Here is a 21,557-nt window from a genome sequence, read left to right on the forward strand (position 1 = left end):
GGGTGTTACGCGCGCGGACGCTCAAGGGTGAGGAGCAGACCTTCGACGGCGCCGGGACCTATCCGGCCCTTCACGTCGGCGGCGGTGATCGCCTTGAGTGCCCAGCCCTCCGCGGCATGCTTGTTGAGGGTCTTCTCCAGCTTGTCGCTGTCGAGCGCGTCACCGATGAGTGACTCCCTGAAGGTGACGACCTTGTACTCGTAGGCGTATGCGTTGCTCATGGCTGCGGTGTCCTTTCGCGTCGGCCGGAGTGGCCGGAATCAGCCAATCACGGGGTGCGGTTCGGCTGTGGCGGTGGGGTGGAGTTGCCCATTGGGGCAGTTGGCCGCCCCGGGGACGACGAGGCGATGCTCAGCCCGCCGGGGTGCGCCGCACCACCTTGCCCTGCCCGTCCGCCTCCAGTGAGGCCGTGCCCTCGGAGCCGGTCACGCCGATCCTGAGGGTGAGGGAGCCGGTGAGGTTGTCGGCGGTGACCTGCCAGCTCTGCGGGGAGTGGACGCCGAGGGTGGTCGTGGCCTCCTTGACCAAGGCGGGGATGCGCTCGAACGGCAGGGAGCTCGGGTCGAACTGCGGGGCCTGCGTGTCGGAGGGAGCGAACACGACCGACAGCAGACGTTCCTGTACGACGACGGTGAGCGCGGGGCGTTGGGCCTTGCCCTTGGTGAGCGAGTCCATGGCCCGGCGCAGTTCGCCCTTGTCGAGGAACGACTGGGACGGCCCGAGCGCGACCGTGGCGGACCCCGACGACACGACCGTGGTCGACGACGAGGAAGAGACCGACGAGTCGGGCAGCCGCGCGGAGGCGTCCTGGTCGAACAGGTCCGCACGGAACACCAGGACCACGAGCGCCGCGCCGAGCAGCAGACCCAGGACCGCGGCGAGCCCGAAGGCACACCCCTCCGGTGACTCGCCCGGCACGGCGGGCCCAGGCACCGAGTCGATGTGGGCCCCGGCCGCCCGCTCCTCCCACTCCGGCGTCGGCCGCTTCACGATCTTCACCCGCCACGGACGGTCGGGCGGATACTGGACCACCACGATGTCGCGCGGACGGTAGTCGGACAGATCGACGAGGTTGATGCTCTGCGACATCCGCAGCCGGTACGCCGGCGCGTCCTCCGGTGCGACGGTCAGCTCGAACCGCACCGGTACGTCGCTCGACTCGCTCCCGATGGCCTCCAGACTCTCGATCATCGCGAGAGCCGTACGCGGCACGACGGCCGCCTCCCGGGCCCGCCGCGGCCTGCCGGCGAGGTAGTACAGCAGGCCGTACACCGGGGGCACGACCCATCCGGCGATGAACAACGGCCAGTTCTCGATCACCCCTCCGACGATCAGAGCCGCGAACGACGCCCCGACCACACCACCCGTCAGAAACCCTCGGGCAAGGGCGGCGGGAACCTTGTACGTAGGCGTGGGTGCCGCGCCCGTGATGATCGTCATAGCCGCGATTGTGCCGGTCCGGGGTGACGGCCGGTAGACCTGTGGATGACCTTGGCCCGCCTGACGACGATCGGGCCGCCCACTTCGGTCTTCGATCCCGCCACCTCGGTAAACTGCCTAGCGCGGTGACGCCCACAGCTCGGAGGAGACCCGGATGCCGGCAGACGAATCGTCCGTCTCCGACGAGGCGGCCGCAGTGAGCGGGACGTCCGCGGCGCCGGTTCGCCAGGTGTTGTCCGACAGTGTCTACGAGGGCATCAAGACCATGGTCATGGACCATGAGATCGCCCCGGGCGCCCGGGTCGGCATCGAGGCCGTCGCGCGCACGCTCAATGTGTCACCGACCCCCGTGCGCGAGGCCCTGGCCCGCCTTGAGGCCGACGGGCTCGTCGTCAAGCGGTCCCTGTCGGGATACCGGGCGACCGAGTTGCTCACCCGGCAGGGGGTGGAGGAGTTGTTCGAGATGCGGCTGCTCCTGGAACCGCGAGCCGCCGCACTGGCCGCCCTGAACGCCGACGACTCCCAACTCGACGCCATCGAGGGGATCCTGGAGGACATGCAGGCCCACCCCGGCCCCGCCGGGACGTACGCGGCGTACCGCGATTTCGCGGCCCTGGACCAGCGTTTCCACGACGCGATCGCGGAAGCCGCCCACCGGCCGCTCCTCGCGGACGCGGTCCAACGGCTCCACGCGCACCTGCACGTCTTCCGGCTCAGCAGCCTGCAGAGCGAGGGCGATCCGACCACGGCGGAGCACGGGCGAGTGGTACGCGCGATACTCCGCCGCCGGGCCGAACGCGCGGCCGAGGCGATGGCGGAGCACCTCACCCGCAGCCTTGAGCGCCAACTCGACCGGTTCGAGTCCTGACATCGGACGGCAGTGAGGCCCCCTGAGGCTCCCTCTTAAGAAGGTGCCTCCGCCAGCGGGAGGCCTACTCCATGAGGAACACCTGCTCCGTCGACGCCCACCACTCACCCGGCGCCGCTTCCTCAACCGGCTCCTGGCAAGGGGCCGTCAGCTCCCACCACTCCTGTGTCGCCGGGTCCTCCGCCATCAGGGCGAGGTCCGCCTCCAGGTCCTCCCCGTGGTACTCGAAGTAGCTGAACAGCCGGTCGCCGAGCAGGTGGATCGAGTAGTTGGCGATATGGGCGCGCCGGATCTGATCGAGGACGGGACCGGGCACGGAGCGGTGCAGTTCGCGGTACTCGTCCAACTTCTCGGGGCGGACGCGAATGACCTGAGCGACGCGCTTCACGCGGTGGCACCCTTCATCGATACCGGGGACACGACCGAGACGGCGCGGTCGTGGATGACGCGGATGATCTGTCCGCTCATCCGATCGTAGTCGTGGTCGTTGTCCACCTCGCCGCGGATGCGGTGGTCGGCCATGACGACGACCCGGTCGGCCAGCGTGATCATCTCCGCCAGGTCGCTGCTGATGAGGAGGATGGGCAGACCACCGCGGGCCAACTCCCAGATCAGTTCGTGGAAGGCGTGCTTGGTGCGGACGTCCACGCCGACCGTCGGCTCGTCGACGACGAGCAGCTTGGTGTCCGCCGCGAGCCACTTCGCCAGGCTGACCTTCTGCTGGTTGCCGCCGGAGAGTTCACCGGCGTTCTGCTGGAGCCCGGAGACACGGATGCTCAGGCGGTCGACGAGATCCTCGGAGACCTTCTGTTCCTCGCGAGAGGAGACGTATCCCAGGGCCCGCGCGAGCCTCTTCCACACCGTCACCGTGATGTTCCGGACGATGGGTTGCTCCAGGAAGACGCCTTCCTCCTTGCGGTTCTCGGTCAGGTACCCGATGCCGTACTCGTGCAGGGCCTCGCGTGGCGAACCGATCTTCGCCGTCTTGCCGTAGACCTGGATCTCGCCACCGGTGACGCGGTCCAGGCCGAGGACGGCCTTGACCAGTTCGCTGCGGCCCGCGCCGACCAGCCCGTAGAGGCCGACGATCTCCCCGGGGCGGACGCTGAGCGAGATGTCCTCGTGGCCCGCCGCGGTGGAGACGCCGGTGAGGGACAGCGCCGGGGCCGCCGAGGTGTCCACGGTGCGCGGTGCCATGTCCGTCACCGCGTGGGTGCGGCCGACCATGAGGGTGACCACGTCGTCCTGGGTGTGCTCGGCGAGCGGGGCCGATTCGAGGACGGAGCGACCGTCGCGCAGGACGGTGACGGTGTCGCAGACCGCGAAGACCTCCTCCAGCTTGTGGCTGACGAAGACGACACACGTGCCGCGTTCCGTGAGCCGCCGTACGACCTCGAAGAGTCGGTCGGCCTCCTGCGGAGACAGGGACGCGGTCGGCTCGTCGAGCAGGAGGACCCGGCTCTCGGTGTACAGGGCCTTGGCGATCTCCACCAACTGCTGCTGCGCGACCGACAGTTCGCGCACCGGGCGGTGCGGGTCGATGTCCAGGCCGAGTTCGGCCAGGCAGCGCTCGGCCGGGGCGGTCATCGCCTCCCGGTCGACCAGACCGCGCCGCGAGGGCGGATTCTGGAGCGTGATGTTCTCCGCCACGGAGAAGCCGGGGATCAGGTTGCGTTCCTGGTGGACGACACCGATCCCGGCCCGGGTGGCGTCCAGTGGGGAGCGGAGATGGATCTCCTCACCATCCCGCACGAGCCTGCCGCCGTCGGGTGTGTGCACCCCGGTGATGACCTTGATCAGCGTCGACTTGCCCGCGCCGTTCTCGCCGAGCAGCGCGTGTACCGAGCCGGCGGTCAGCCGCAGGCCCACGCCGTCGAGAGCGCGTACACCGGGGAAGACCTTGACGATGTCCTCGCACTCCAACAGGACGTCTCCCCGCGCCACTTCGTCCGCCGAGCCGCTCTCCGGCAGACCGTCTTCCGACGACAGGATCTCGCTCATCGGGTGCCTCCCGTCGTGGGCAGCGCGCCGGCCGGCTGCGGTCCACTGTCCGGTGGCACGGGTGGGGTGCGTCCGGGCGCCCGGCCCTTCTTGTCGAGGTGCGTCTCGCGCATCCGGCCGCCGACGACCGTGCCGAGCACGACCACGCCGATGAGGAAGTTGACCCAGCTCGGGTCGAGTGAGTACTGGGCGCGCGCGGTGTCGATCAGGCGCATGACGAAGGCGGCGAGCACCGTGCCGAACACGGCCACCGAGCCACCGGTCAGGGCGACCCCGCCGATGATCGGCGCCGCGAAGCTGGGCAGCAGCCAGTCGCCGCCGACACTGCGGTTGACGCCGGGCAGCGAGGCGGTGGCGGTCAGCGCGGCGATGCCGACGAGCAGTCCCGACAGGGTGTGCGCGAGGATGATCTGCCTGTCCGTGGAGATGCCCGACAGTCGGGCGGCGAGGGGGTTTCCACCGGCGGCCAGCAGCCGTCGTCCGGCGACCGTGCGGTACATGAACGCGGCAAGGAGCGCCGCCGCGACGAGCGCGGTGACGAAGACGAGCGGGATGTTCAGCGGCGCGTCGCGCCCGAGGTCGCGCAGCGTGGGGGAGTACCCGTCGATGGTGCGCGTCCCCGACAGCCGGTACTGCGCCCCGAGCAGGATCGTCATCGTGCCGAGCGTGACGATGAACCCGTTGATCTGGGTGGCGACGATGAACACACCTGTCACCAGCCCGATCAGGGTGGCGCTCAACACGCCGATCAGCACGGCCAGTACGGCGGGGACGCCGTGGTCGGCCATCAGCACGCCCATCAGACAGGCGCTGAAACCGCCCAGGGCGCCGACGGCGAGGTTGAGCTGCCCGACGCACAGGGCCACCATCTGGGCCAGCCCGATGAGGATCGGCGTGGCGAGGTACTGGAGGAAGGTGCGGAGCGAGGGCCCCTCGAAGAAGTCGCCGGACGAGGAGATGCCCAGGGCCAGATAGCCCGCGAGGACCACGCAGAGCAGGGTCATCGTCGTGGAGCGGGAGTAGCGCCGCAGCGCGGGGAGGGCGGCGGCTCCCCGGTCGTGGAGCGTGGTCATGTGGAGCGCACCACCTTGCGATAGGACACGACGGTGCGTACCCGGTCTGCCGACAGAGCCAGCAGCAGGATGCAGCCGAGGTAGATGTTGAGGCTTTCGAGGCCGACCCCGAGCAGGTCGAGGCCCTTGCGGATCACGCCGACCAGCGAGGTGCCGAGCAGGGCGCCGATGACGGAGACGACCCCGCCGGTGAGCAGGGTCCCGCCGAGGACCGCCCCGAGGAACGAGGGCAGCATGAAGTCGTCGCCGATGGAGGCGCTGAACGTGCCGGTGCCGACGGCGGCCATGAAGCCGGCGAGTGCGGCGAGCAGTCCGGACAGGCCGTGCGCCAGGACGATTCGGCGGCCCGTCGGGATGCCGGACAGCTCGGCGGCGGCGGGATTGGCACCGGTGAGCAGCAGTTCGCGTCCCATGCGGGTACGGGCGTACAGGAAGCCGAGGACGACGAGTGCCAGCACCGTGAACTGGGCCATCTGCGGGATGGCGGGGGAGCCACAGACCGGCCCGACGCAGATGTCGGCGAGCGAGTAGGAGCGCAGCTCCGCGAGCCCGTCCGGCCGGGTCGTGAACGCGGCGTTGTCGGTGAGGGACGAGTACAGCAGCGAGACCAGACCCAGCAGCGCGAAGTCCATCGCCAGCGTCACGACGAAGGAGCTCACGCCGGTGCGGGCGATGATCCAGCCGGTCAGCGCGCCGATGACACAGCCGGCGACCAGACACAGCAACAGGCCCAGGACGAGCGGCAGATGGAGCCGGTCGTAGCCGAACCCGGCGAAGAGCGCGCCGAAGGCGGCCATGCGACCGACGGCGAGGTTCATGTGCCCGATGGAGAGCACCACCATCTGCGCGAGGGCCACCACCGTCAGCGTCGAGATGTCCCTCAGCAGCGGGAAGAGCACCAGTCGTGCGTCGAAGAAGGCCGGCCGCAGGGAACCGAAGAGGATACTCAGCGCGACGATCAGCACCAGCAGGCCCAGCCTCTGGTTGACCCAGAACGGCAACCGGTGCGCCGGGCGCGCCCCTTCGGTGGGGCGGTCCGTCCCGCTCTCTGGCTCGGTGACGGCGGCCGTCTTCATGACACCCTCCGGTCCTCTAGCGCGTCCATGTCCCAGTCGATGCCGATGCCCGGCTCGTCCGGCGCCACGGCGAGACCGTCCTGGACGGTGAGTTCGGTGCGGGTCACGGCGCGCAGCTGCGGGATGTACTCCACGTACGCGCCGTTGGGGATCGCGGCGACCAGGCTGACGTGCAGTTCCATCAGGAAGTGCGGGCACACCATGACGTTGAAGGTCTCCGCCAGGTGCGCCACCTTGAGCCACGGGGTGATGCCGCCGACGCGGGCGACGTCGACCTGCACCACCGAAGCTCCGCCGGTCTCCAGGCAGTTGCGGAACTGCATCGGGGAGTACATCGACTCACCGACCGCGATCGGGATCCGGGTCGAGCGGGCGAGGGTCGCGTGGCCGCTGATGTCGTCGGCGGGCATGGGCTCTTCGAGCCAGTACGGGTCGAACGGCTCCAGTGCGGCGGCCAGTTGGACGGCACGGGACAGCGACTGCGACTGGTTGGCGTCCGTCATGATGTGCAGCGCAGGGCCGACGGCCTCGCGGACCGTGCGCAACCGCTCCGCGTCCTCGGCGATGTGCGGCTTGCCGACCTTGATCTTGACGCCGGCCCACTGCGCGTCCTTCGCCGCGAGGGCTCCCTTGACCAGGTCCTCGGTGCTGAGGTGGAGCCAGCCGCCCTCGGTGTCGTACACCGGGACGTGCTGCCGGTGACCGCCGGCCAGTCGCCACAGGGGCTCGCCGGCCCGCTTGCAGCGCAGGTCCCACAGGGCGGTGTCGACCGCGGCGAGCGCGAGCGAGGTGATGGCACCGGTGGTCGTCGCGCGCGTCACGCCGAACAGCTCCTGCCAGAGCGCCTCGACGTTGCGCGCGTCCTTGCCGGCGAGGAGCGGCAGGAGGTGGTCGCGCAGGAGAGCCAGTACGGAGGTTCCGCCGGTGCCGATCGTGTAGGCGTAGCCGGTTCCTTCGAGGCCGTCCGCGGTGGTCAGTCGTACGAGGATCGTCTCCTGCTTGACGAACGACTGCACGGCGTCGGTGCGGTCCGTCTCGACCGCGATGTCGGCCAGCAGGGCCGTGGCGTCGGTGATGATGCTCATGTGGTGTGGCGGCTTTCTTTCGTCCGTGGCCCGGGCGTTCAGCGGCAGTTGAGGTACGTGTCGGCGAACTGCTTCTTCAGCTCGGCGGTCTTGGCCTGCCGTGCGCTGTCGTAGTCGGCGACGTTCGCCTTCGTCACGACGAAGGATCCGGAGTCGACGATCTGTCCGGGCTTCGCCATCGTGCACTGCTTGGTCTGCAGCAGCGCGAGGGCCCAAGTACCGATCTCCGCCTGGCCGACGGGGTTCTGCACGACCGTCGCGGTCACGGAGCCGTTCTTGATGGAGCTGAGGATCTTGGCGTCGTCGTCGATCGCCACGACCTTCGCCTTCGACCCCGACTCGCGCACGGCCTCGGCCGCGGCGACCGCCGGGTTGTACGCGGTCGAGACGATGCCCTGGATCTTCGAGCCCTTGGCCGCGAGCAGGTCGGAGACGGCCTTCTGCGCGGTCTGGAGGTCCTTGTCGATGTCGGTGATGGTCTGCAGCAGCGTCACCTTGCCGCCGGTCTCCTTCACCGCCTTCTGTACGCCCTTCATCCTCAACTGGGTGTTGGCGTCCACGTTGTTGCCGGTGAGGTGGACCAGCGCGCCCTTGCCGCCCATCGCCTTGATGGCGGCCTGCGCGGCCTTGTAGGCGGCGAGTTCGACGTCCGTCGACAGACAGAAGTCGGCGTCGTTGGTGCCGCCGGCGGGGCAGGACGCGAGCGAAGCGACCGCGTAGCCCTGGGACTTGAGGTCCGCGAAGGTGGAGTTGATGTCGGTCGGGGAGACCCCGAAGATGCCGAACGCGTTGTAGCCGCGGGCGGCCAGCGTCGACAGCAGGTCGTTCTGCTTCTGCTGGTCCCACTCGGCGGTCTCGTCGAACGTCACGTCACCCAGGCCGAGGGTCTTCTTGGCCTCCGCGCCGGCCGTCTTCCAGGGCTGGAAGTAGGGGTGGGCTCCACCGGGCACCAGCGCGACCTTGGTCTTGGAACCGTCGGCGAGCTCGGCCGACCCGCCACCGGTCCGCGTGGAGGCGGTGTCGGCCGCGCTCGGGTCGTCCGAGTTCTTGATGGTGCAGGCGGCTGTCGAGGCGGCGAGGAGGAAGAGGGTGACGGTGGCTGACAGCACGGATCTACGACGGCTCATGGTGCTTGCCCCACTTGAATCAAATAGGATTTCGGTTGCCCGTGATGCTGGGGGAGGGGTGATTGCCACGTCAATACCCGTGCAGCGATTGCCGCTCCGTCGTGATGGAGCTAGATCACATAGGATTTCAAGAGGTGTTGAGGGACGGACAGGACGTCCGCCCCTCAACCACCGGCCTCAGTCCGAGACGACGGACGTGTTGAGACCCTTGTCGTAGTGATTGCGCGCGATCCGGACGTCCGAACTGCCGTGGAAGACGAACAGCGGTGAGGTGTACGGCGGTTGATCCGCCTTGTCCAGCCGTCGGACCGTGTTGCCGGTGAAGGTGAACCCGCCGACGCTCTTGGCGTTGACCACGGTCACGTCACCGATGTCGAACGAGTTGTGCTCGACCGAGATGTTGTGGTGCACCGGGTTCGCCGGATCCACGACCTGATTGGTCGGCTCCACGAAGATGACCGGACCACTGGGCCGCGTGAAGGAGTTGTCGCGGATCGTCAGGTTGGAGACCGGCCCCGACTCGTACCACTGGTACGCGTCGGCGGAGACGTAGATGCTCGCCATGGACATCGCGTCGAACCGATTGCCGGTGATCAGGACGGGCTTGCGGGTGGTGACGAGGATGCCGCGGGTCGGCACGTTGCGGAACACGTTGCCGGAAATGACGACCGACGGGGTGGCCGTGATGTTCTCGACGACCGTGCCGCCGATCTCGGTCCCGGCGGGGACCGGCCGGTCGAAGGTGACGGTCATCGTGGTGAGCGGCTTGTCGTGGTCCATCCCGCTCGGCCCGTCGACCGCGGTGACCTTGGCGTGTGCCGGGGTCAGCTGGGTCATCGTGCGCTTGGTGGTGAACTCGACCTCGTCACCCGGGGCGAACTGCGGGAACCCCGCGGTCTGCGGGTGCTTGTAGGCGAGCGTGAGGGTGTTCGGCCCGGGCTGCCCGACGACTTCCAGATAGGTGCCGTGGATGTTGATCGGGTCGTCGTGCGGGCCGTCGAAGACGCTCCGCGTGATCGAGACCTTGCCCTTGACGCCGGACATCTGCACGAAGTCCGCGAACGAGGCGGTCGAGCGGCCGGACTTGGGATCGGGCGCGAAGTTCACCTTGTCGATGGAGATGTTCTCGCTGAACTGCCCCACCACACCGAACGATTGGAGGTAGTACGCGTTCATCGAACGCATCGTGACGTTCTTGGACTCCCAGATGAAGGCGCCCGGCTCGGTCCGCTCGATGAGCCGCATCTGGTAGACGAGCCCGGCGTCCGTCGGCTGTGTCGCGCCGTTGTACTCGATGCGGATCTTACGTCCGCCGAGGTCGGTGACGGAGGCGACGTCGTTGAACAGCGGGTTGTCCGCACGCCAGGTCTTCTGCGCCTTGGGATCGTGGACCTGCGTGTACTGGAGCCCGTCCGTGCCCGACCAGTACGGCTGCCCGGTGACCGGGCTCTTCTCGCCGAGCCAGGTGATGTGCGTGCCGTTCACCTCGTACGGGCTGCCGGCCGGGATCTTCAGGACGCGGTAGGCGTGCCCGTCGGCGACACCGGCGGTGGCGACGGTCGCGTCGATGACCTCGGGGGCCGCGTAGTCGAAGGAGAAGTTCTGGAACGTCACATTGGTCGAGCGGATCGACGCGAACGCCGTCTGCAGACCGTGGTAGACGAGCTTGGCCCCGCCGCCGTCGACGGTGACGTCGTGCATGTCCTCGATGAGCAGGCCGATCTTCTTGTCCCGGTAACGCTGGTCGGCGCCAACGGTGTTGGAGACGTACAGCTCACGCGTCTCGGCCCGCTCCGGGTAGATCTGGTAGGTGCCCTTGGAGAAGACGACCTTGACCGGCCGGTCGCCGTCGACCTTCTTGGCGTGCCGCAGCGCCGCGGCGAAGGCGGGCGCGGAGTCTTTCTTGCCGGTGGGGTCGGCCCCGTAGTCGTCCACGTCGACCACCACCGGTCTCGCCTTGTGCGCTGCGGCCGGCGCCGCGACGACAGGGCTGGCGGCACCTCCGAGCAACGCGAGCGACAACCCGAGAAACACGAACCGAGACTTTGGCATAGCCCCTCCGGAGCATCCATGAGTCATGAAACACCCGATGAATAGGTGAAGTTTCCGCTACTTGATCAGCCGGACCTCCGGGCAGAGTGTCCTTAGATCCGATGTCTAGGTCAATGGTCCGGACGAGCAACCGCAACCGACGCCCATGGCCGGCGCCTCACTCCGTCCTCGGCGCCGCCGTGCTCGCGCGGATCACCAGCTCCGGGTCGAAGAGGAGCTCGCCGACGGGCACGTCACGGTTGCCGACCAGGGCGAGGACGCTGCGGGCCACCTCCGAGGCGAGGCGGTCGGCCGGCTGGCGGACCGTGGTGAGCGGCGGGTCGACGAAGTCCATGATCATGGCGCCGTCGTAGCCCACGACCGACACATCGCCCGGGACGTCGTACCCCTGCCGGCGCGCCCCGCGGATCGCGCCCAGCGCCATGTAGTCGCTGGCCGCGACCACGGCCGTGGCGCCCCGGCCGAGCAGCGAGATCGCGGCGGACTGTCCGCCCTCGACGGTGTACGACTGCCGCACCACCCACTGCTCCGGATCCTCCACCCCGCGCTTGGCGAGCGAGGCGATGAACCCGCTGACCCGCCGGTCGGCCGGACGGTTGCCGACCGGACCCGACGCCATGCCGATACGGCGGTGACCGAGCCGGTAAAGGTGGTCGACGGCGAGTTCGGCGGCCAGCAGATCGTCCGTGGAGAAGACCGGCGCCTCGCTCACGCCCTCGAACTGCCCGTTGATCCCGACGAACGGGATCCTGCGGGAGCGCAGCAGCTCGTACGCCCCCGGGTCCGAGCCCTCGATCGTGTTGCTGGCGGACAGGAAGACCACGGCGGCCACGCCCCGGTCGGCGAGGGAGGTCAGGAAGTCCAACTCCTGTACCCCGCCCGGGAAGCACGGGCACACGACCGTCTTCAGTCCGTGCGGGGCGAGCGTGGACTCGATCCGTTCGCAGATGTCCGCGAAGAACGGGTTGGAGACGAGTTCGGTGATGACCGCGACGAGCTGTCCCCGCGTCTGCCGCTCGTAGCCCAGGTCGGTCATCGCCTGCTCGACCGCCTCGCGCGTTCTGCGCGACACGCCCTGGCGCCGGTTGATGACGCGACTGACCGTGGCCTCGCTCACCTGCGCCCGGACCGCGACCTCGGTGATGCCGACCTTCATGCGGTTCCCTCCGTCGCAACGTGCGATGAGCCTCGACTTGCAACGATCGGACGAAAACTTTCAGCCCAATCGTCCAGGGAAGATAGCAGTGAGTCTGCGTGTCTTCCATGTTTCTTGCGCATGACCATTGAATCGCCTCTTCCGCCCCTGTTAGCTTTCCGCCACCACGCGGCCGTCCGCACCCTCGCCGTGACTGAAGACCCGGGAGACCCGATGAAGCCCTCAAGGCTCATGCTGCTCACCGCTGTTGCCGTGATCGTGCCGATGGCGCCCGCGCTGTCGGCCACGGCGTCGGCGGACGGCACCTCCGCCGCCCGCCCCCAGCTGGCCATCCCGGACCCGGGCTTCGAGAACGGCGGCACGGGCTGGACCTTCACCTCGGGAGCCGGTGTCGGTACCGGCAACCGGCACGGCGGCGAGCGCTTCCTCTACCTCGACGCCGGCGCCGGCAAGAGCGGGCAGGTGACCATCGTCGCGCCCAGGAACGGCAGTTACGACTTCTCCGCCTGGATCGGCAGCGCCGGCACCGGCGGCACGTACACGGTCAGACGCAACGGCCAGACCGTCCAGACGATCACGCTGCCGCAGCACCCCGGCTACGCCCGGTACACCATCAGTGGCGTCACGTTGAAGACCGGCGACCGGCTGCAGATCGAGTTCGGCTCCGGCACCGCCTGGGTCAACGCCGACGACCTCATGATCTCCCCGGCCGCGTCCGCCGACCCCAAGGTCACCTCGTCCGACCCCGAGGTCGCCGAGATGTTCGACTGGGCCAAGAAGAAGGCCAACAGCTGGGCGCAACTGCCCGGCACGGTCGGCCCGATCAACGTGGACGAGTACCAGGTCGGCGGCACCGGTACCGCGACGTACGGGCCCACCTACTGGGCCGGGTACGCCAACCGCAGCGCCTACTACTCCCGTGACATGACCCACCAGTTGGCCGGCGCGCACATCATCGGTCTCGACGACGAGAACGAGAACATGCTCCGCTCCTACGCGGCATCGGCCACCGCCGAGCACAAGTACTTCCCGGTCTGGTCTCTCAACTTCGACGCGAAGACGTACCTGAGCATCGACTACAAGACCCCGGACAACTTCGTGCGCGAGGTGCCGGCCACCTTCGAACTCGTCGAGAAGGCGGCCCAGGCCTACCTGTGGACCGGCGACCGCAGATACGTGGACGACCCGGCGCTGTGGGAGTTCTACCGGCACGCCACCGACCAGTTCATCGACCTGCACAACTCCGCCGTGGACAACGGCAAGGTCAAGGTCGCCGAGGGCACGGGCAACGGCATCTTCCAGGGCGCCGCCAGCTACAACGAACAGGACGGCGACGGACTCGCCGAGGCCGGTGACGGCATCGCCTCCGAGTACCAGGCGTACCTGGCGATGGCCGTCCTCGCGCGCGGCAAGGGCGACACCAAGCTCGCCAAGACGTACGACAAGAAGGCCGCCGACCTCAAGAAGTACTTCAACGACACGTGGAGCGGCACCGGAACCGGCGCCGACATGGTCCGCGCCTACACGCTCTCCGGCACCCCGGTCACCGGCTGGGGCAAGGAGAACAGCGTCTTCATGCCGATGAAGCAGATCATCGACCCCGGCCCGCGCAACGACGCCTACCTCGACTACATCCAGGCGGAGGAGCTGGGCCCGAACGGCTCGCCCAACATCGAGTCCACGACGTACCTGCCGGACATGTTCTTCAAGAACAACCGCAACGACACCGCCTGGCAGTGGATGAAGAAGATCTACGGCGAGCGGGAGATCCAGCACATCAACTCCAGCCAGGGTCCCAACGGCGACTACCCCGAGGTGTCGTTCACGCTGGTCAGCCAGACCGTCCAGGGGCTGATGGGCATCACCCCGGACGCGCCGAACCACAAGGTGACCACCCAGTCTCGGCTGCCCTCCGGCATGAAGTGGCTCCAGGCGGCGGACGTCTCCATCGGCACGGGCTCCGTCACCGTCCGGCACGACGGCGCGACGAAGACCACGCTGACGAACAACGCGCGCAAGGGCTCCTACCAGTGGGAGGCCCGCTTCGCCGGGGTCCACAAGAAGATCACGGTGAACGGCGTCCCGCAGCGCGTGCACACCAAGAAGGTCGACGGCGTGACCTACACCTATGCGACGCCGACGGTCCGGGCCGGGGCGACCACGGTGGTACGGGTTTCCGACTGACGCGGACGCCCGTCCCACCCGTCCCGACGCCGGGCCGCCGACGCCCGGCAGCAGCCGACAGCCCGTCCTCCCCACCCTGAGCCAGGAGGACGGGCTGTCGGCCTGTGCGGCCGGTGGTGCACCGGGTCCGTCCCGCCGGGCTTAAGTACGTGTTAAACGCGCCTTATGCATTCGTGGAATTCCGCCCTCCTCTCAAGAAGCCGCAGGTCAGGGGAGTTTGGCGGCTTCGCGTTCCGGTTGGCGGGAGCAACGATCGTGCGTATCGTCGGGGCCCGTCGACGGCGCACGGCGTGCGATTGAGAGCGCTCTCAGGTCTCGGTGCGTCCACACGCGGGTGGTGTGCCGTCACGGCTCGACCTGAACGCCCCCCCACAGACAAGGTGAGTTATCGCCATGACGCCCCGTCACCAGCGCAACCTGACCCGCCGCAAGATGATGTTCGCCCTCGGAGGCGCGGCCGTGGCCGCTCCGGCCATCGCCGCCATCGCCCCTCACGCGTTCGCCGACCAGGCGGCGGGCCGGGCCGCAGCGGCGGCGGGCCCGCTGCCCATGACCGTCGTCAACAACAGCGGTTCGTTCGACAACGCCTCCGTGCACCTGTACGTCGTGGGCAACCTGGACGGCAAGCAGGTCAGGCTCACTCCCGGGGGCGAGGCCGTCCCCATCGCGGTCTCCGACAACGGCGCCGACGGCTTCACCGACTACGCGATCCCGCTCGCGGGCAGCGGCGCGACCACGCTGTCCCTGCCGTACATGTCGGGCCGCATCTATGTGGCACTGGGCCAGAAGCTCAAGTTCAAGGCCGTGACGGACGGCAACGGCGCCGCGGCCCTCCAGTACCCGGCCGGGTGGGTCGAGTCGGACCCCAACTACGGAGTGCTGCACGACTGTGCGGAGTTCACGCACAACGCGGCCGGCATGTTCTGCAACACCACCATGGTCGACATGTTCAGCGTGCCGCTGGCGATCCGGCTCACCGGCGACAAGGACCAGACGACGGGCACCCTGCGCGCGGGCGGCCGGGCCGCCGCCTTCGCCGCCGTCAAGCAGATCGAGGAGTTCGCTCCGCTGATCGTCGACGACACCCGCATCATCGCTCCCGGCCACGGCCTGGACGCCGCCCTCTTCGCCAAGGACTACTTCGCGCCCTACATCGACGAGGTGTGGAGCACGTACACGGGCAAGGACCTCAAGGTCACCACCAACGCGGGTACGTTCACCGGCCGCGTGCGCGGCGACCGCCTCACCTTCGACGGACCGGCGTCGGTGTCCTTCGCCAGGCCCACCACCCGTGACGTCCTCTTCTGCGACGGCAATCTCGCCGCACCCAACGACGGCACCACCGGACCGGTCGCCGCGGTCCTGGGCGCCGGCTTCAACCGGTCGACGCTGCTCAGCAGCAGCGACCAGCCGACCACCGACCCCGCCGCCTTCTACCAGGGCGAGTTGACCAACCACTACGCGAAGGCGATCCACGCGGCGACCGAGGACGGCAAGGCCTACGGATTCGCCTTCGACGACGTGGCGGACTTCGCCTCCTACATCCAGGACACCGCCCCGACCGGCTTCACCCTGACCCTGTCCGCGTTCTGACGCCTGCCGGTGCTGCGGGCCGAAAGGGGAGGCTGACGGCCCGCAGCAGATCGGATCAGGCTCGGCGGTTCACCCGCCCCGGATCACGGGAACTGTGTGATCTTCGAGGGGACGGTGTCGGTGCCGGAGGTCGGTGCCCCGGTGTCGTTGACGACGTGTGCGTACTGGCCCTTTCCGCCAAGGGAGATGACCAGGATGTCGTGCAGCTTGATCCCGGTCTTGACGGGCACCTGGAAGCCGTGGTGCTGCACGATGGTCGGGTCGGACGTGTAGTTGCAGTAGCTGCCCAGACCCCAGGCCTCGTGCACGTTCACCGTGTCGGCGACCTTGTAGGCGGCGTAGCCGACGATCCCGTCATGGGTGATGGCGGCGGCGTTCGGCGCGTCGTAGGCCTTCTCGTTCTGGAAGAAGATCGTGCGGCCGCGCTCGCCGCTCCAGAGCACGTCGTACTTGTTGAAGTGCTCCACGAACAGCCCGGTCGCGAGGACGTCGTCGCCGTTGACCTTGAGGCCGTAGTCGGCCCGGTTGGTGTCCCAGCCGACGCCTTCGCCGTGATCGGCGCGCCAGATCCAGGTGTGGTCGATCACGACGTCGTCGCTGTTGACGACCACCGAGTTGGTGGCGAGACCGGGTCCGGCACCGCCGATCCGGACGAACACGTCCTGCATCGTGGTCGGGTCGGCCGAGTGGTCCGCACCGGCGCCGGCGGGGCCGATCTGCAGCAGCGTGTCGGAGTTGGTGGCGCCGGCGTCGATGAGGAATCCGGCGAGGCGGACACCGTCGACGTCCGCCACGTGCATGGCGTCGACGCCCCCGTCGGGCACCAGCGTGGCCAGGCCGAGCCCGAGCACCACGGTGTCGGCGCGGTTGACGTTGATCGTCTGGTCCAGGTGGTAGACGCCGGGTGTGAACAGCAGGTTCAGGCCCTGGGCGAGCGCGGTGTTGATGGTGGCGGCCGTCGCGCCGGGCTTGACCACGTAGAACTGGCTGAGCGGCAGCGAGGTCCCGCCGGCGTTGGCGGGCCAGGACACCCCGCGCGCGTTGGTGCGCTTGCCGGGCACGAAGACCTTGTAGTCGGTGCCGTCGAGATAGAGGAACGGCTTCTCGCGAGACGTCGGAGTCGTGTCCAGCGTGGTGTACGGGCCCGTGTCGAAGTTGGTGGCAGGCGCGCCCTCGACACCCGTGAACGTCATGTTCCACACGCCGTTGGTCCAGCCACCCACCGAGCTGTCCCGGGTGTACCACTGCTGCTGCGAGTACGGGCCGACCGTGCCGTCGATCTTCGAGTCGGCGATGTAGCCGCCGGAGGCCCAACCGTAGCCGTTGGGCGCGAGGTTGAGGCCGCCCTTGACGTGGATACGGCGGAACGGCGCGGCCTGCGCGACGGCCCAGCGGTCGGTGCCGTTGGACGGCGTGATCGCGAGGTTCTCCGCCGAACGCCAGAAGTTCTGCGTGGCGTTGCCGTTGAACCAGCCCGCGTCCACGGTGATGTCGCCGTTGATCTGGGTCTCGTCGGGGTTCAGCCCGAGCCCGGAGATCGAGGTGTAGAAGCCGAGTTGGGCGTTGATGCCGTTGTAGGTGCCCGGCTTGAGAAGGAACTGGTAGCGCCCGGAGCCGAACTGCGCCGATTCCTGCTGCGCGAAGACCTGGTCGAACTTGCCTTGCAGATCAGGGGTGTTGGGGTCCACGACGATCACGTTCGGCCCCAGGTCACCGCCGCCTTCGACCGGGGGAGTGCCACCCGATCCGGTGTGGACGGCGAACTCCCAAAGCGAGTAGCCGTATCCCGTCGCACGCGCGGTCCCCAGCACCCGGACGTACTGTCCCGAACCGCTGACGTCGTAGGAGGCCCGTCCGCCGGTCGCGCCGGTGACGGTCTTGAGCGTGTTCCAGTTGGTGCCGTCGGCGGAGGCCTGGATCTGGAAGTCCTTGGCGTACGCGGCTTCCCAGTTCAGGTCGATCTTGCAGAGGTCCTGGACGGAGCCCAGGTCCACGCGCAGCCACTGGGGGTCCGAGGCCTGGCTGGACCAGCGGGTGGCGTCGTTGCCGTCGAAGGCGGCGGACGCGGGGGTGCCGGCGTTCTCCGTCGAGGAGGCGGAAGCGGTCTTGCCCTGCGCCGAGTTGGCGGTCCCGCAGGTGCCGGGCTGGGTCGTGCCGGTGGTCCCGAACACCTGGAACTCCCAGACGGAGTACCCCCATTGGGTCGCCCGGTGCACACCCTGCAACCGCACGAACCGGCCCTGACCGGAGACGGCGAGCGTGTCGAGGCCGCCGTCTCCACCGGTGACGGACTGCAGGTCGGTCCAGGTGCTGCCGTCGGTGGAGGCCTGGACCTTGTAGTCCTTGCCGTACGCCGTCTCCCAGTTGACGACGACCTGGCTGAGCGTCGCGGAGGTCCCGAGGTCGACCTGGAGCCACTGGTCGTCGGTCGCGGCGGACGACCACCGCGTCCCGGGGTCGCCGTCGACCGCGTTGGCGGCGGGCGTACCGGCGTTCTCGGTCGAGGAGGACGTCGCCGTCCTGCCCTGGGAGAGGTTGGTGTCGGCGGCCGAGGCCGTCGGTGACTGGATCGTGGGCAGGGTGATCAACGCTGCCGTGGCGGCGAGCGCGACACCCAAGGATCTGAGTCTCATGCCATGTTCCTCTGCGGGTGAGGTGCCTCTGGTTGATGAGGTGAAGGACCGCCCCCGGCCGACGTCGTGCCATCGCGGTGCCATGTCGGTCGATAGCTGGAGAAAGGCGGGCCATGGCTTAGTTCAAGGCTTGATTTAACTGATGACTTCACCCGTTCGACAACCCCTGGGAACCAGAAATCCTTCAAGTCGTGGACTCGGAGGGTGTGTTGGCGTGTCGACCGGGACTCAGCGCACGATGTCGACGAGATGGGGCACCACGCGCGTCAGCCGCACCACACCCCAGAGGATCAGACCCGCGCCGATCGCCTCGGGCAGCAGCCACCAGCCGGTCCGGATCGTCTCGTCGAACAGGGCCACGCCCAGCAGCAGGCTCACCGCCGCGTCGCCGATCGTGAGCGCGGGCTGCGACGCGGCGAGCGGACCGGCCTGGAGGGAGTTCTCCAGCAGCAGAAGGGCCGCGATGCCGGTGAGCGCGAATCCGTAGGTCTGCCAGGTGGTGAGGAAGGCGGGCAGGCCCGCGTCGGCGAGACGGCTCGTGGCCGACTTCATGAGCGCGGCGGTCAGCGCGTTGCCGATCGCGGAACCCGCCGCCAGGGTGGCGGCACGGAACAGCGGCGAGGTCGAGGACCGTGCGAGCAGCACCGCGGTGACGATCGCGCCCAGGGTGAGGATCAGGACCGGAATCCAGCGCAGCATGGACGCCTGCTCCCTGTTCCCCGCCGGAGCCGCCGAAGCCAGGAGAAGGGCAAGGCCGGCCACCACTCCGCCGACCGCCCACCATCCCTGCGAGCTCAGCCGCCGATGCATCAGCGGCGCCGCGATGAGCAGGGCGAAGGGCAGTTCCAGCATGAAGAGGGGCTGGACGAGTGCCATCGGCCCGTTGATCAGGGCGAGCGCCTGGAACAGCGCGGCACCGGTCACTCCGGCGATACCGATGGCCCAGGCGGGACGCCGTACGAGAGCGAGCAGCAGATGCACGCCACCGCCCCGCGACACCGTGGACGCGGCCTTGCGCTGGAAGGCCGTGCCCACCGCATTGCTGACGGCGCCCAGGACGGCGAAGAGCACGGCGAGCACCATCACGACTCCATCCGTGATCTTGCGTGGGTATCCCTGGCCTTAGTCGGGGAGGGAAACGCATTCTTGGTGTGGAGGCGCGAAGCGCCGGAGTTCTCTGCACTTTTTGGGGTGATGGTCACAGGGGCCGCCTCTGGCCCTCGATGTACTGACGGATCACGGTTAGCGGTGCTCCGCCGCAGGAACCCGCAAAGTAGGAGCGGGACCAGAACACTGAGCCCATGCCGATGCGGTTGATCCGGTCAGTGTATTCGGCCCGCAGATATCGGGAACTGACGCCCTTGAGGGAGTTGATCAGCTTCGAGAGGGTGACCTTCGGCGGGTAGTGCACGAGAAGGTGCACGTGGTCGGAGTCGCCGTTGAACTCCCGCAGCTCCACTTCGAAGCCGGTACACACCTCGCGCATGATGTTCTCGCACCTCTTCAGCATGTCGTCGTCGAAGACGTCACGCCGGTATTTTGTGACGAACACCAAATGGGCGTGGAGGTCGTAGGCGACGTGGCGACCGGTGCGGATGTCAGGGTTTGATTCCCAGCGCGGTGACATACGCCAAATGTATGCTGATCGAGCGAGTCGACGGGGAAGGAGGGGGCCGGTGATCCGTGCGTACAAGTTCCTCCTGCGGCCCACCGTGGGCCAGGATGCTGCGCTCGCTGCGATGCTGGCCGATCACTGTTCGCTCTATAACGGCGCGTTGCAAGAACGCCGCGATGCCTACCGGCACGCCTCGAAGACGAGCATCAGGTATGGGCAGCAGTCCGCGCAGCTCAAGGAGATCAGGGCGTTCGATCCGGAGCGTCAGGGCCGTTGGTCCTTCTCTTCTCAGCAGGCCACGCTGCGCCGTCTGGACAAGGCGTTCACCGCGTTCTTCCGGCGGATCACGTCAGGACAGACGCCCGGTTATCCGCGCTTTCGGGGCGTGAACTGGTTCGACACGGTGGACTTTCCCAAGGACGGGGATGGCTGCCGCTGGGACTCCACCCCGCATGATCTCGTCCCCCGCGTCCGCTTGCAGGGAGTCGGGCATGTCAAGGTCAACCAGCACCGGGCCGTGGTCGGCAGAGTCAAGACCGTGTCGGTAAAGCGTGAGGGCAAGCGCTGGTACATCATTCTCACGGCTGAGCAGCCGCAGCCCAAGCCGCTGCCGCCGACCGGCAGCGTGATCGGCATCGATATGGGCATCGCCAACTTCCTTGCCGACTCGGGCGGCGAGTTCGTGCCCAACCCCTGCCACGGGCGCAAGGCCGCCGCGAAGCTCCACGCCGCACAGCGTGCTCTCGCCCGTTTCCCCCGAGTCCGCCGCGACAAGCGCACCGCCAACCACCAGCGGGCCGTCCAGAAGGTGGCTGACCTGCATCGTAAGGTCCGACGCCAGCGCCTGGACCACGCCCACAAGACCGCTCTTGATCTCGTGCGGGGACACGATGTCATCGCGCACGAAGACCTCAAGATCCGCAACATGGTCATGGCCCCCGCACCCAAGCCCGACCTCGACCGGGCCGGAAGCTTCCTTCCCAATGGGGCCGCGGCGAAGGCCGGACTCAACCACTCGATCTCGGATGCCGGATGGGGGGTGTTCCTGACGATCCTGCACGCCAAGGCTGAGAGCGCCGGACGGGAAGTGATCGCCGTGGACCCCCGCAACACCTCCCAGACCTGCCCCGCCTGCGGGCACGTGTCAGCGGAGAACCGGCCCACCCAGGAGAAGTTCCACTGCGTCGCGTGCGGCCACATCGCGCACGCGGACACGGTGGGCGCCCTGAACGTTCTACGGGCCGGGCTGGTCCGTCGCAACGCCGACCCGGCATAGCGAGAAGCCCCCTCGTTCACGAGGGGGAGGAGTCACGGTGGGGTGAGCGCTCGGTGGAGCAGCGACACGGCCGTGTCTCACGGTAGACGCCGGTCGGGCGGGAGGCACCCTCGTCGTCGTGCCGTGCGGTACTTCCGCGCGCGGGAACACCCGTACATCCGGTCTGGTTATAACGTCGACGAAGGTTCGACCACGAAGGAGTGTCTGATGACAGCGGGAACCGAACGAGCCGTGCTGGCCGGCGGTTGTTTCTGGGGCATGCAGGATCTGATCCGCAAGCTGCCGGGCGTGGTCTCCACTCGAGTCGTCCAGATGCGGTCGAGCGTGTCCACCAGCAGCGGGTTGCCCGAGAGACGGGCCAGCGTCATGTGGAAGTCG

18 protein-coding genes are annotated in these 21,557 nt (G+C 68.3%); 5 read left to right on the forward strand and 13 right to left on the reverse strand.

Annotated features, from left to right (window positions below; all coding sequences use genetic code 11):
- Positions 1 to 5: 5 nt before the first annotated feature.
- Entirely contained in the window at positions 6 to 221 is a 216-nt protein-coding gene (locus tag ACWDR3_RS33105; RefSeq protein WP_124004655.1) for a DUF4177 domain-containing protein, read from the reverse strand.
- 130 nt (positions 222 to 351) lie between these two features.
- On the reverse strand, positions 352 to 1,440 hold the full coding sequence (locus ACWDR3_RS33110) for a hypothetical protein (protein ID WP_450356245.1): 1,089 nt from the start codon (positions 1,438 to 1,440) through the stop codon (positions 352 to 354).
- Positions 1,441 to 1,594: 154 nt separating this feature from the next.
- On the opposite strand from ACWDR3_RS33110, the gene ACWDR3_RS33115 reads away from it, so the two are divergent.
- The gene (locus ACWDR3_RS33115) at positions 1,595 to 2,308 is read left to right on the forward strand and encodes a GntR family transcriptional regulator (protein WP_450356246.1); all 714 of its coding nucleotides are present in this window, start codon (positions 1,595 to 1,597) and stop codon (positions 2,306 to 2,308) included.
- Positions 2,309 to 2,372: 64 nt separating this feature from the next.
- Here the strand turns inward: ACWDR3_RS33115 and ACWDR3_RS33120 are convergent, their stop codons facing one another.
- The 8 genes from ACWDR3_RS33120 to ACWDR3_RS33155 all read right to left on the reverse strand — a co-directional run bounded on the left by ACWDR3_RS33120 (position 2,373) and on the right by ACWDR3_RS33155 (position 11,878).
- Positions 2,373 to 2,696 (reverse strand): L-rhamnose mutarotase, encoded by a 324-nt coding sequence (locus ACWDR3_RS33120; RefSeq protein ID WP_450356247.1) that lies wholly within the window; start codon positions 2,694 to 2,696, stop codon positions 2,373 to 2,375.
- Positions 2,693 to 4,309, reverse strand: a complete 1,617-nt coding sequence (locus tag ACWDR3_RS33125; protein WP_450356248.1) for a sugar ABC transporter ATP-binding protein — start codon at positions 4,307 to 4,309, stop codon at positions 2,693 to 2,695. The genes ACWDR3_RS33120 and ACWDR3_RS33125 overlap by 4 nt, the downstream gene beginning before the upstream one ends.
- Positions 4,306 to 5,382 (reverse strand): ABC transporter permease, encoded by a 1,077-nt coding sequence (locus ACWDR3_RS33130; RefSeq protein ID WP_450356249.1) that lies wholly within the window; start codon positions 5,380 to 5,382, stop codon positions 4,306 to 4,308. The genes ACWDR3_RS33125 and ACWDR3_RS33130 overlap by 4 nt, the downstream gene beginning before the upstream one ends.
- Positions 5,379 to 6,458, reverse strand: a complete 1,080-nt coding sequence (locus ACWDR3_RS33135; RefSeq protein ID WP_450356250.1) for an ABC transporter permease — start codon at positions 6,456 to 6,458, stop codon at positions 5,379 to 5,381. The genes ACWDR3_RS33130 and ACWDR3_RS33135 overlap by 4 nt, the downstream gene beginning before the upstream one ends.
- Entirely contained in the window at positions 6,455 to 7,543 is a 1,089-nt protein-coding gene (locus ACWDR3_RS33140) for a mandelate racemase/muconate lactonizing enzyme family protein (protein WP_450356251.1), read from the reverse strand. The genes ACWDR3_RS33135 and ACWDR3_RS33140 overlap by 4 nt, the downstream gene beginning before the upstream one ends.
- Positions 7,544 to 7,581: 38 nt before the next feature.
- Entirely contained in the window at positions 7,582 to 8,670 is a 1,089-nt protein-coding gene (locus tag ACWDR3_RS33145; protein ID WP_450356252.1) for a substrate-binding domain-containing protein, read from the reverse strand.
- Positions 8,671 to 8,847: 177 nt separating this feature from the next.
- Complete coding sequence (locus ACWDR3_RS33150; RefSeq protein WP_450356253.1) at positions 8,848 to 10,722, reverse strand: right-handed parallel beta-helix repeat-containing protein; 1,875 nt, start codon at positions 10,720 to 10,722, stop codon at positions 8,848 to 8,850.
- A gap of 157 nt (positions 10,723 to 10,879) precedes the next feature.
- Complete coding sequence (locus tag ACWDR3_RS33155) at positions 10,880 to 11,878, reverse strand: LacI family DNA-binding transcriptional regulator (protein ID WP_450356254.1); 999 nt, start codon at positions 11,876 to 11,878, stop codon at positions 10,880 to 10,882.
- 213 nt (positions 11,879 to 12,091) lie between these two features.
- Here ACWDR3_RS33155 and ACWDR3_RS33160 point away from each other — a divergent pair, with 213 nt between their 5' ends.
- On the forward strand, positions 12,092 to 14,062 hold the full coding sequence (locus tag ACWDR3_RS33160; protein ID WP_450356255.1) for a hypothetical protein: 1,971 nt from the start codon (positions 12,092 to 12,094) through the stop codon (positions 14,060 to 14,062).
- 393 nt (positions 14,063 to 14,455) lie between these two features.
- A complete protein-coding gene (locus tag ACWDR3_RS33165; protein ID WP_450356256.1) occupies positions 14,456 to 15,655 on the forward strand; it encodes a beta-1,3-glucanase family protein in 1,200 nt (399 codons plus the stop codon).
- Positions 15,656 to 15,738: 83 nt separating this feature from the next.
- Here the strand turns inward: ACWDR3_RS33165 and ACWDR3_RS33170 are convergent, their stop codons facing one another.
- The 3 genes from ACWDR3_RS33170 to tnpA all read right to left on the reverse strand — a co-directional run bounded on the left by ACWDR3_RS33170 (position 15,739) and on the right by tnpA (position 19,915).
- Entirely contained in the window at positions 15,739 to 18,288 is a 2,550-nt protein-coding gene (locus tag ACWDR3_RS33170; protein WP_450356257.1) for a discoidin domain-containing protein, read from the reverse strand.
- Positions 18,289 to 18,516: 228 nt separating this feature from the next.
- On the reverse strand, positions 18,517 to 19,374 hold the full coding sequence (locus ACWDR3_RS33175) for a DMT family transporter (RefSeq protein ID WP_450356258.1): 858 nt from the start codon (positions 19,372 to 19,374) through the stop codon (positions 18,517 to 18,519).
- Between the two features lie 112 nt (positions 19,375 to 19,486).
- Positions 19,487 to 19,915 carry an IS200/IS605 family transposase gene (gene tnpA, locus ACWDR3_RS33180; RefSeq protein WP_450356259.1) on the reverse strand — a complete coding sequence of 143 codons (429 nt, stop codon included), beginning with the start codon at positions 19,913 to 19,915 and terminating at the stop codon, positions 19,487 to 19,489.
- A 49-nt stretch (positions 19,916 to 19,964) separates the two neighbouring features.
- Here tnpA and ACWDR3_RS33185 point away from each other — a divergent pair, with 49 nt between their 5' ends.
- The gene (locus tag ACWDR3_RS33185) at positions 19,965 to 21,179 is read left to right on the forward strand and encodes an RNA-guided endonuclease InsQ/TnpB family protein (RefSeq protein WP_450356260.1); all 1,215 of its coding nucleotides are present in this window, start codon (positions 19,965 to 19,967) and stop codon (positions 21,177 to 21,179) included.
- 207 nt (positions 21,180 to 21,386) lie between these two features.
- A partial coding sequence (locus ACWDR3_RS33190) for a peptide-methionine (S)-S-oxide reductase (protein WP_450356261.1) occupies positions 21,387 to 21,557 on the forward strand: 171 nt, incomplete at its 3' end.

This window comes from Streptomyces sp. NPDC001002, assembly GCF_053599215.1.